Below are 11,104 nucleotides of genomic sequence, written 5' to 3'. Positions count from 1 at the left end.
GTCGGCGGTCAGCGGCCAGAGCGGTGAGAGCACCCGCGCCTGGGCCAGGTAGTCCTCGGCGGTCCCGATGTCCTGAGGTCGGCCGGGCACCCCCGTACAAGGGCCACCGATGACGACTTCGCGACTCGACCCGAGGCGGGCGAGAAGGGCTGAGCCCGGTACTGCTTCACATTCAGGGCGGTCCGCGCCTCCCGGACCGCCCTGACCTCAGACGAGTGGCGCCGTCGGGTGAGAACGCGGTCGGCTCTCCCGTGGGCAGTGATGGACGCCAGCTTCCGAGTGACCCGCCCGGACTACGTCGTTCAGGTGCTTGACCTGTCAATTTTCCGCCGGTAGTTTAAATTCCGCATCTACCGGCGTCTATGAAACCAGGTGAACCGTGCTGTTGAAATCCATCGCCATCGCCGCGTCCGTCGCAGGCGTGCTGGCCACCGCCCCCGCCGCCTCGGCGGCAGCACCCGGAGTGTCGATACAAAACTGGGGCTCCGGGAACTGCCCGCAGGGCATGCTCTGCATCTGGCCCAACTGGAATCACCCGCCGCAGGGTCCCGTGGAGACGCCGTCTCTGACGACCAACAGCGAGTGGACCGGCAGCATCCAGGGGTTCAACTTCTACAACGGCACAGGCCGCGACGCCGTGATATCCGGGTTCACTTTCGGCTCGTCGATTCCCTTCAAGAACTGCGCTCCTGCCGGCGGGACCGGGGGAAACCTGTATATACCGGTCAACGTGACGAAGGTGACGTGGCAGCTGACCCCCTGCTGATCCTCCACTAGTGGCGCGCAGGTGGGTTGAAGCGAGGCCGTTCGATGTTCGGTGCCGCCAGGGGAAGTGTCTCGGCGCGGCTCCACCGCGGAGGCCGGCTTCGTTCCTTGTGCGGCCGGCGACCCGGCGGAGGGCCAGGTAGGCGACCCCCGCGGCCAGCACCCAGGGCGCGGCGACGAGGACCGGGTCGAGCGGATGGTGGACGCGGTCGACCCGCTTGCCGCTCAGCCGGGACGAGAGCCCGTGGTGCGTGAACTCGCTCAGGACACCGGTTTCGGTGATCGGACTGTCAGGGTGGCGGTTCAGGAACGACGCCAAGGTGCCCTCGACCGCGTCCACCCGGTCGGCAGCGAGCAGGAGCAGCCAGTGGGCGGCCCGTCCCTCGCTGTACCTGCGGTAGGAGTACCGACGGATCACCCCGGACAGGCCTCTGGGCGGGCACGAGGTACCGAACACCGGGGTGAGGAACTGTGCTCGATCTACCGCTCCCTCGGCCACTTCCTCGGCGCCGACGAGCTGGTGGGGCGAGGACGATGACGTTCAGTGGCTCAGGCGGCGGATGACCAGCAGAGCGATGTCGTCGTTGGGACGCTCCTCCGCGGTGGTGATCATGATGTGGTCGCACAACGCCTCGGCTGGCCCCGACTGCACGGCGCCGGCGAGACGCTCGATGCCGGTGTCGATCACCTCGCTGCGGCGTTCGACCAGTCCGTCGGTGTAGAGGACGAGCGCCGCACCCGGCGGTAGGTCCAGAACGGTCGTGCGGCGATCGACTGATGGTCGACCCACACCGAGTGGGCGATCCACCGTCAGGTTGACAGGCCGGGTGGGGTGGCCGGGGACGGCCAGCAGCGGTGGCAGATGGCCTGCGGAGGAGAGGTGCACAGTCGTGCGGTCGGGTGCGATCAGGGCGTAGACGGCGGTGGTGAGGCTGCCCGCCTCGAAGTGGTGGATCTTGCGGTCGAGGGAGGTCAGCGCCGTGGCGGGATCGTCGGAGTCGAGAGCGTAGGCGCGTAGCGCGCTGCGGATGCGTCCCATGACGACGGCGGACGGCAGCCCGTGGCCGGAGACATCACCGATGACGGCACCCAGCCAGCCCGAGGGCAACGTGAACACGTCGTACCAGTCGCCGCCGATGCCGAGGTCGTGGCCGGGCACGTACCGGGCGGCCAGGTCCAGGCCGGGGATGTCGGGCAGCCGGCCGGGTAGCAGGCTGCGTTGCAGGGCCAGCGCCGCCTGCCGGTCGAGAACCTGTGCTCGGGCCTGCCCCGCCAGGCCGGCGCGATCGGCAACGAGCTGCAACAGCCGCACGTCGTCGGGACCGAACCGCCGCAGGGCCAGAGAGCCGACGTGCAGTACGCCGACGAGGTTGCCGTTGACGAGCATGGGCACGCCCAGCAGGGCACGTATGCCCGTGGCGAGCAGGATCGGATTCACCACGTCGTCGGGTGTCACGTTGTCGATCGTGACCGGGGCGCGTGTCGCTGCCACTCGGCCGGCGAAGCCGCGCCCGACCCGGACGCGGAAACCGCGGCGCACCTCCTCCTCCAGGCCCTTGGCCGCGGTCGCGACGAGCTCGCCGGTGTGGTCGTCAAGCAGCAGAATGGTGGCGGTGTCGACCTTGAGCAGGTCGCGGACCCGCTCAAGGAGCTCGTCGAGCAACTCGGCGATGTTGAGCCCCGACAGGGCGGCGTCGGTGATCGCCTCGATACGTCTCAGTCGCTCCTCGTTCGTCACCAGGTCGGCGTCGGCCACCCAAGCAGCCTAGACGCTGACGCGGCGGCGAACGCACGTCAGGAGCGAGATCAACAGTGTCGTGGCTCCGACGTGGGGTCCTGCCCGCCGGGTGACCGCCCCGGTCCGACACGGGAGGAATGGGCCTGTGGGCGTCGGTCCTATCTGGAGTGTGAGCGGGTGTACCGTCGCCGCATGACGGTGCTGCAGGAGTTTGTCGCCGCTCTCTCCAGCGGCCGGATCCAGGTTGTCGACCTCACCGCTCCGCTCTCGGACCAGACCCCGATCCTGGGTCTGCCCGAGCAGTTCGGCCAGACCTGGCCGTTTCAACTCAGCGAGATCAGCCGGTACGACGACAGGGGCCCGGCCTGGTACTGGAACAACTTCTCCACCGGTGAGCACACCGGCACCCACTTCGACGCCCCGGTGCACTGGGTCACCGGTCAACACGGCGCGGACGTGTCGCAGGTTCCGGTGAGCCAGTTGATCGCCCCGGCTGTGGTGATCGACCACGCCGCCGACGCCGCCGAGAATCCCGACTTCCTGCTCGAGGTCGAGCACGTCAAGGCATGGGAGGCGGAACATGGCGCCCTGCCCAGCGGTGGCTGGCTGCTCTACCGCACCGGCTGGGACGCGTACGGCGACGACCCGGAGCGGTACGCCAACGCCGGGCGTACCCCGGGCATCTCCGTGGAGTGCGCCCGCTGGCTGGCCGAGGAGTCGCCGATCCAGGGCGTCGGGGTGGAGACGGTCGGGACCGACGCGGGCGCCGCGCACTCGTTCGACCCGCCCTTCCCGTGCCACTCGTTCCTGCTGGGTCAGGACAAGTACGGCATGACCCAGCTCCGTAACCTGGCGCAGTTGCCGGCGACCGGCGCGGTGGTGATCGCCGGGCCGCTGCCCATCGTCTCCGGGTCGGGCAGCCCGTGCCGGGTCCTCGCGCTGGTCGAACGGTAGGCCGGACCACCGATGCGGGTAGCCGAGGTGGTCGGGCGGGTTCTGTACGGACACGGCGCACGGCACGTCTTCGGGGTGGTCGGCAGTGGCAACTTCCATGTCACTAACGCGCTCGTCGCGGCCGGCGCCCGGTTCGTGGCGGCGGCCCACGAGGGCGGCGCGGCGAGCATGGCAGACGGGTACGCCCGCACCGCCGGGACGGTGGGGCTGCTCTCGGTGCACCAGGGCCCCGGCGTCACCAACGCGCTGACCGGCCTCACCGAGGCGGCGAAGAGCCGTACCCCGATGGTGGTCCTGGCCCCGGAGGCGACCGCGCCGCTGTCGAACTTCTTCATCGACCTGCCGGCACTCGCCGCCGCGGTCGGGGCCGACTTCCACCGGGTACGCGCGACGCACGCGGCCGAGGACGCGGGCGCGGCCTACCGGGCCGCCGCGCGGGGCGCGACAGTGGTGCTGGGCCTCCCGTTGGAGGTGCAGCAGGCAGTGACCGAACCATGGTCCGGCCCGGTCCCCGCGGCCGCGCGGGCCCCGGTCACCGCCCCGCACGTCGAGCCCTTGCTGGCCGCGCTCCAGGCTGCCCGCCGACCGGTGTTCATCGCCGGTCGGGGCGCCCGCTCGGCCCGGGAACCGCTGATCCGGCTCGCCGACGCGTGCGGCGCGTTGCTCGCGGTCTCCGCCGCGGCGAAGGGGCTGTTCGCCGGGAACCCGTGGAACCTCGACGTGGCCGGCGGCTTCGCCACCCCGCTCACCGCCGAGCTGATCGGCGGGGCGGATCTGGTCGTCGCCTGGGGCAGCACGCTGAATATGTGGACCACCAGGCACGGCGAACTGATCCCGCCCGACGCCGTCGTCGTTCAGGTAGACCGCGACCCGACCGCGTTCGGAGTGAACCGTCCGGTCGACCTGACCGTGGCCGGTGGAGTGGCGACTGTCGCCGAGGCGCTGCTCGCTCGCCTGGGCGTCGACTCCACCGGGCCCGCGGGCGCGACCACCGGCGGGTGGCGTACGCCGGAGCTGGCACAGCGGATCCGCGACCACGGCCGGTGGCGGACCGTCCCGTACCGGGACGAGAGTGCGCCGGCGCGGGCCGGCGCCCCGGCGACGATCGACCCGAGGAGGCTCTCGGCCGCCCTGGACGACCTGCTGCCGGCCGACCGGACGGTGGTGGTCGACTCCGGCAACTTCATGGGCTACCCGTCAATGTGGCTCGACGTGCCGGACGTGGCCGGATTCTGTTTCACCCAGGCGTTCCAGTCGGTCGGGCTCGGGCTGGCCAGTGCGCTCGGCGCGGCGGTCGCCCGGCCGGACCGGCTCACCGTCGCCGCGGTCGGCGACGGTGGCTTCGTCATGTCCGCCACCGAACTGGTCACCGCCGTCCGGCTGGCGCTACCCCTGCTCGTGGTGATCTACGACGACGCGGCGTACGGGGCGGAGGTGCACCACTTCGGGCCGGACGGGCACCCGTTGGAGACGGTCACCTTCCCCGAGACCGACCTGGCCGCGATCGCCGGTGGCTACGGCTGCGACGGGTTGACCGTCCGGACCGTCGACGACCTCGAACCGGCACGCCACTGGCTCGCTGGTCCCCGTACCCGACCGCTGGTGATCGACGCCAAGGTCAGCGCCGCGCGCGGCTCGTGGTGGTTGGAGGAGGCGTTCCGTGGCCACTGAGCCACCGTCGTGCCCACGCTGCCGCCCCGGCCTGCTGGACAGTGATCCGCGAGGAGTGCTACGGCGATGTCCTCGGGCACGTCGTCATGCTCGACCCTGAGGGCAACGAGTTCTGCGTCGCCTGACGCCGTGGTCAGGCGGTTGCGGGTGGGGCCGGCAGAACCTCACGTAGGTCAGGCGCAGGCGACCCGGTCCGCGCCGGGGCGCGCACACGCGGGTCGTGCGGCGGCAGGTGGCAGACTCATCGGCGTGGACGACGTGGCCGCATCGACGGTGGATGGTGAGCTGGAGAGCGTCAGCCTGGTGGACCTCGCCGTCTCTCGGCTGACCCGGGAAATCCTCAGCGGCAAGAGCGACCCGGGCGAACGCCTGGTGGAGGAGCAGTTGACCCGACGGCTGGGGATCAGCCGGGCTCCGTTGCGGGAGGCGCTGCGGCTGCTGGCCCAGCAGGGGCTGGTCGAGCACGTGCCCCGGCGCGGTGTTCGGGTCGCCACCCTGTCGGACCGCGACGTGCGGGAGCTGTACGAGCTGCGTGACGTGCTGGAACGCTTCTCGGTACGGGCGGGGATCCCGGTCGCCAGGGAGAGTGACCTCGCCGGACTGCGGGCGACGCTGGACCAGTTGAGGGAGGCGACCCGGGCCGGCGACCGGATGGCGGTCGCCGAGTCGCACCGGGAGTTCCACGTCGCGCTTGTGGCACTCGCCGGTAACCGTCAGCTTTCCGCTGTGTACGGCTCGATCCTGGTGAAGCTTCAGCTCTACATGGCGATCAACCTGCGCCGGGAGGCGGAGCTGGCGCAGCCGCTGGACGGTGTCCACCGGCATGAGCGGTTGTTCGAGGCGGTCGCCGGGGGAGACCCGGAAGAGGTGCTCACCGTGCTCTCCGGGCACGGCGCTCGCTCGTATCTGGGCTAGCCGAGGTCGGCCGTGGCCCGGTGAGTCCGGGCCACGCGCCGTCATGTTGTCGTTACGTGACGCGCGGGTTCCTGTAACAGAACAGTCGACAATCGACAGTATGCCAGAGCGAGTAGGGTCCATTTCGGAGCTTCGGTCGGCGTACCGTGAGGGCGGCCTGACCCCGGCGGACCAGGCCGAGCGAGTCCTGGACGGGCTCGCCGGGCACGACGACGGACCGGTCTGGATCAGCACCGTCCCGGCCGATCGTCTGCGTGAGCGCGCCGAGTCGCTGAGCCGCTACGGCGATCCCGCGCTGCCGCTGTACGGGATCCCGTTCGCGGTGAAGGACAACATCGACGTGGCCGGCATGGTCACCACCGCGGGCTGCCCCGACTTCGGGTACGAGGCCGTCGAGGACGCGCCAGTGGTGCGGCGACTCCTCGACGCCGGCGCGCTGCTTGTCGGCAAGACCAACCTCGACCAGTTCGCCACCGGTCTGACCGGCGCCCGCTCGCCGTACGGCAGTTGCCAGAGCGTCTTCGGCGGCGGCCTCATCTCCGGGGGTTCCAGCTCCGGCTCAGCGGTCGCCGTAGCTGCGGGCCAGGTCAGCTTCGCCCTGGGTACGGACACCGCCGGCTCCGGTCGGGTGCCGGCGGCGCTCAACGGGATCGTCGGTCTCAAGCCCACCCGGGGTCTGCTCAGTACGGCCGGCGTGGTGCCCGCCTGCCGCTCCCTGGACTGCGTGTCGGTCTTCACCACCGACGTGGCAGGCGCTCTCGACGTGCTGCACGCCGCCCGCGCGGTCACCTCGACCGACCCCTGGGGACGTCCGTTCCCGGCCGAGCGGGTGGTTCCCCGCCCGCCGGGGACGCTCCGCCTCGGGGTGCCCCGGGCGGAGGACCTGGAGTTCTTCGGCGACAGCGGGCAGCAGGCCCGGTTCGCGGCGGGGGTGGAACGGCTGCACACCTTCGTCGGGTCCCGTCGGTCGGTGCCGCTCGGTGCCTTCTTCGAGGCGGGCGACCTGCTCTACCGGGGGCCCTGGGTGGCCGAGCGGCTCGTCGCCCTGGACGGCTTCCTGCGGTCGCACCCCGAGTCGGTCTTCGAGGTGACCCGTGCCGTACTGGAGACCGGGCGTCGCTACGACGCGATCGACGCCTTCCGCGGTCAACACCGCCTGCGCGAACTGCGAGCCCAGGTCGACCAGCTCTGGCAGGACGTCGACGTGCTGGTGGTGCCCACCGTCGGCACCACCTTCACGCTCGACGAGATCGCCGAGGATCCGATCGGGCGCAACGCGATGCTCGGCCGCTACACCCAGTTCGCGAATCTGCTCGACCTGGCCGCGGTGACCGTACCCAACGGGTTCACCAGCTCCGGCCGCCCGGCGAGCCTGACCCTGGTCGGCCCGGCGTTCAGCGACACCACCCTGGCCAGGCTGGCCGCCGCGGTCACCGAGGGCGCGTCGACCCAGATGGTCGAGGCGAGCCCGCCACCTCCCCAGCGCTCGGCTGAGCTGCTTGTCGCAGTGGTCGGCCGGCACCTGACCGGCGAATCCCGCAACGGCGAGCTGCTCGGGCGCGGCGCGGTCCTCGCCGGTACCGCCCGCACCGCGCCGCTCTACCGGCTGTACCGGATGGACACGCCCGATGGCGAAGGGCTGCCAGGTCTGGTCCGGGTCGGCGCGAACGGTCACCCGATCGAGGTCGAGCTGTGGCGGCTGCCCAGCGCGGCTCTCGGTGGGTTGCTGGCCGGAGTGCCAGCACCCCTCTCGCTCGGTTGGGTCCAGCTGCACGACGGACGTGACGTGCTCGGGTTCCTCTGCGAAGCGTACGCGGCGGGCCCGCCGGCCGAGGACATCAGCGCCAGCGGCGGGTGGCGGGCCTACCGCCGATCCGCCGCCCGGCGCTGACGCGCCAGCATCAGCGATCACGACAGGAGGCGAGAGGATGGGCAGCATCGGGCCGGTAACGGCCAACCCCTACCCGTGGCCCTACGACGGCGCGGCGGACACCGCGCGTACCGCACTGCTCTGCATCGACTGGCAGACCGACTTCTGCGGACCGGGCGGCTACGTCGACGCGATGGGTTACGACATCGGCCTCACCCGGGCCGGCCTGCCGGCCACTGCCCGGTTGCTCGAGCACGCGCGATCGCTCGGGATGCTTGTCGTGCACACCCGGGAGGGACACGACCCGCAGTTGTCCGACCTGCCGGCGAACAAGCTGTGGCGTTCGGCGCGCATCGGCGCCGAGATCGGCGCGCCCGGCCCGGCCGGCCGGATCCTGGTCCGGGGCGAGCCGGGCTGGGAGATCGTGCCGGAAGTGGCCCCGGTGGCCGGCGAAGTGATCATCGACAAGCCCGGCAAGGGTGCCTTCTACGCGACAAACCTCGACCTGGTGCTCCGCAGCAGGGGCATCACCCACCTGATCCTCACCGGCATCACCACCGACGTCTGCGTGCACACCACGATGCGCGAGGCGAACGACCGGGGGTACGAGTGCCTGATCCTCTCGGACTGCACCGGCGCCACCGACAAGGCCAACCACGACGCGGCACTGCACATGGTCACCATGCAGGGCGGCGTCTTCGGCTGCGTCACCACATCCGACGACGTCATCGCCGCCACGGCCGAGTGAGGTGCGCCCATGGTGACCATCGCGGCGGCGCGGCCCAGCCCGTACGCCTTCGACATCTCGACCACGGCGCTGCTCGTCATCGACATGCAGCGCGACTTTCTGGAGCCCGGCGGGTTTGGTGAGAGCCTGGGCAACGACGTCGCCCAGTTGCGCCGCACCATCGCACCGCTCGCGGCGCTGCTGGCCGCCGCCCGCGCCGTCGGCCTGAGTGTCGTGCACACCCGCGAGGGGCACCTGCCCGACCTGTCCGACTGTCCGCCGGCCAAGCTCAGCCGCGGTGCGCCGAGCAGGCGGATCGGTGATCCCGGACCCAAGGGTCGCATCCTCGTCCGCGGCGAGTACGGCCACGACATCATCGACGAGCTGAGGCCGCTGCCCGACGAGCCGGTCATCGACAAGCCCGGCAAGGGTGCCTTCCACGCCACCGACCTGGACGTCCTGCTCGCCGGGCGGGGTGTCCGCAGCCTCCTGGTCACCGGGGTCACCACCGAGGTCTGCGTGCACACCACCGTCCGGGAAGCCAACGACCGCGGGTACGAGTGCCTCGTGCTCGCCGACTGCGTCGGGTCCTACTTCCCGGAATTCCACCGGGTCGGGCTCGACATGATCGCCGCCCAGGGCGGCATCTTCGGCTGGGTCGCCGACTCGCTGCAGGTACGCGCCGCGCTACCCACCACCCCCGTGTTGCAGCCCTCCTCCTGACCGGGAGCAGTCATGGTCTCGACCAAACCCACAAGCGTCGCGCTGCCGTACTGGGTCCGCGGCGACACCAACGCGTTCTTCGGATTCGGCGTCAACGTCCTGGTCAACGTGCTCACCCTGACCGGGCTCTGCCTCGCCGTGGTGAACCTCCCCGAGGGGGAGGTGTTCGGCACCATCCTGCCGGCACTGGGCATCGCCCTGGTCGCCGGAAACATCTACTACACCTACCTGGCCCGCCGGCTGGCTCGACGGGAGAACCGCACCGACGTGACGGCCCTGCCGTACGGGCCGAGCGTGCCGCACATGTTCATCGTCATCTTCGTCATCATGCTCCCCATCTACCTGCGCACCCAGGATCCGGTGCGGGCCTGGGAGGCCGGGCTGGCGTGGGCCTTCATCATCGGCGTGATCGTGCTGATCGGCGCGTTCGTCGGGCCCTACATCCGCCGGTACGCGCCACGGGCCGCGCTGCTCGGCACCCTTGCGGGAATCTCCATCACGTTCATCTCGATGAACCCCGCCGGGCAGATGTGGCGGATGGCCTGGGTCGCCCTGCCGGTCCTCGCGCTGCTGCTGATCGGGTTGTTGACCGACGTGAAGTTGCCGTTCAACTTCCCGATCGGGCTCGCGGCACTGCTGCTCGGTACCGCGATCGGTTGGGCCGGCGGTGCGATGTCGGTGCCGGACGTCACGGCCGCCGCCCGGGACATCGCGATCGCCGTGCCCTCGTTCAAGCTGGACCTGCTCTTCGCCGGGCTGGTCGACATGGCGCCTCTGCTGGCGACGGCGATCCCGCTCGGCGTCTACAACTTCACCGAGGGAATGACGAACGTGGAGAGCGCGGCGACCGCGGGGGACAACTACAACCTGCGCAGCGTGCTGCTCGCCGATGGCGCGGGTGCGGTGATCGGGGCCGCGCTCGGCTCGCCGTTCCCACCGGCCGTCTATGTCGGTCACCCGGGTTGGAAGGCCGCCGGTGGGCGCAGCGGCTATTCGATGGCGACCGGTGTGGTGATCGCGTTGCTCTGCTTCTTCGGCATGTTCGGGCTGCTCGGCGCGATCTTCCCGACGGCGGCGATCGTGCCGATTCTGCTCTACATCGGGTTGCTGATCGGGGCGCAGGCGTTCCAGGCGACCCCCAGGGCGCACGCCGCCGCAGTGGTCGCGGCGCTGATTCCGAACATCGCCGCCTGGGCGACCGGGCAGATCGACAACGCTCTGGCGGCGGCGGGCACCACCGCCGCGGCGGTCGGCGACGATGCGCTCAACGGCGCTGGCGTGATCTACGACGGGCTTCTGGTGCTGGGTCAGGGTGCGATCCTCGCCGGCCTGGTGCTCGGCGCGGTGGTGGTCTTCATCATCGACAAGCGGTTCGTTCGGGCCGCGATCTTCGCCGGCTCCGGTGCACTGTTGTCGTTCATCGGGTTGATCCACGGCGAACGGATCGAGTGGAACGCCAACGGCCAGGTGGCGCTCGGCTACCTGTTCGTCGCGGTGATCTGTGTGGTCTTCGCGCTGGGCCGCCCCACGCCCCGCGAGCCCGGCCCGGAGGAGGTCGAGCCGGACGTGGAACCGGGTCGGGCCGGGCCGGTCACCGATCGGTCAGCGGAGGAGCAGCGGACGTCGGCAGTGAGCGGGTGAGCCGGCCGGCCCGGTCGGGGGCGTCACGGCTCCCGACCGGCCCGGGAAGTTGCAGGCGCCGGCCGGTGCAACGCCGCCCGACGTCAGCAGACGGCTGATG

Annotated in this window: 9 protein-coding genes; 8 read left to right on the top strand and 1 reads right to left on the bottom strand. The window is 70.9% G+C overall.

Annotated features, from left to right (window positions below; translation table 11 throughout):
- Positions 1-379: 379 nt before the first annotated feature.
- Complete coding sequence (locus tag ABZ749_RS18310) at positions 380-766, top strand: hypothetical protein (protein WP_357229203.1); 387 nt, start codon at positions 380-382, stop codon at positions 764-766.
- Positions 767-1,306: 540 nt separating this feature from the next.
- Here the strand turns inward: ABZ749_RS18310 and ABZ749_RS18305 are convergent.
- Positions 1,307-2,521, bottom strand: a complete 1,215-nt coding sequence (locus ABZ749_RS18305) for a GAF domain-containing SpoIIE family protein phosphatase (RefSeq protein WP_357229200.1) — start codon at positions 2,519-2,521, stop codon at positions 1,307-1,309.
- 174 nt (positions 2,522-2,695) lie between these two features.
- Here ABZ749_RS18305 and ABZ749_RS18300 point away from each other — a divergent pair, with 174 nt between their 5' ends.
- The 7 genes from ABZ749_RS18300 (at position 2,696) to ABZ749_RS18270 (ending at position 11,004) form a co-directional block, all read left to right on the top strand.
- On the top strand, positions 2,696-3,457 hold the full coding sequence (locus ABZ749_RS18300) for a cyclase family protein (protein ID WP_357229198.1): 762 nt from the start codon (positions 2,696-2,698) through the stop codon (positions 3,455-3,457).
- A gap of 12 nt (positions 3,458-3,469) precedes the next feature.
- The gene (locus tag ABZ749_RS18295) at positions 3,470-5,128 is read left to right on the top strand and encodes a thiamine pyrophosphate-binding protein (protein ID WP_357229195.1); all 1,659 of its coding nucleotides are present in this window, start codon (positions 3,470-3,472) and stop codon (positions 5,126-5,128) included.
- A 249-nt stretch (positions 5,129-5,377) separates the two neighbouring features.
- Positions 5,378-6,043, top strand: a complete 666-nt coding sequence (locus ABZ749_RS18290) for a GntR family transcriptional regulator (RefSeq protein WP_124853711.1) — start codon at positions 5,378-5,380, stop codon at positions 6,041-6,043.
- 100 nt (positions 6,044-6,143) lie between these two features.
- Positions 6,144-7,934: an allophanate hydrolase gene (gene atzF, locus ABZ749_RS18285; protein ID WP_357229191.1), complete on the top strand. Its 1,791-nt coding sequence runs from the start codon at positions 6,144-6,146 to the stop codon at positions 7,932-7,934.
- Between the two features lie 37 nt (positions 7,935-7,971).
- The gene (locus ABZ749_RS18280) at positions 7,972-8,661 is read left to right on the top strand and encodes an isochorismatase family cysteine hydrolase (RefSeq protein WP_355496682.1); all 690 of its coding nucleotides are present in this window, start codon (positions 7,972-7,974) and stop codon (positions 8,659-8,661) included.
- 9 nt (positions 8,662-8,670) lie between these two features.
- On the top strand, positions 8,671-9,363 hold the full coding sequence (locus ABZ749_RS18275; protein ID WP_357229187.1) for an isochorismatase family cysteine hydrolase: 693 nt from the start codon (positions 8,671-8,673) through the stop codon (positions 9,361-9,363).
- A 12-nt stretch (positions 9,364-9,375) separates the two neighbouring features.
- Positions 9,376-11,004 carry a regulator gene (locus ABZ749_RS18270; RefSeq protein ID WP_357229184.1) on the top strand — a complete coding sequence of 543 codons (1,629 nt, stop codon included), beginning with the start codon at positions 9,376-9,378 and terminating at the stop codon, positions 11,002-11,004.
- Positions 11,005-11,104: the final 100 nt, after the last annotated feature.

Source organism: Micromonospora sp. NPDC047753 (assembly GCF_040642735.1).
Classification (GTDB): Bacteria; Actinomycetota; Actinomycetes; order Mycobacteriales; family Micromonosporaceae; genus Micromonospora.
Note: the sequence above shows the minus strand (reverse complement) of the source record. Positions and strands in the feature narration are given on the sequence as shown.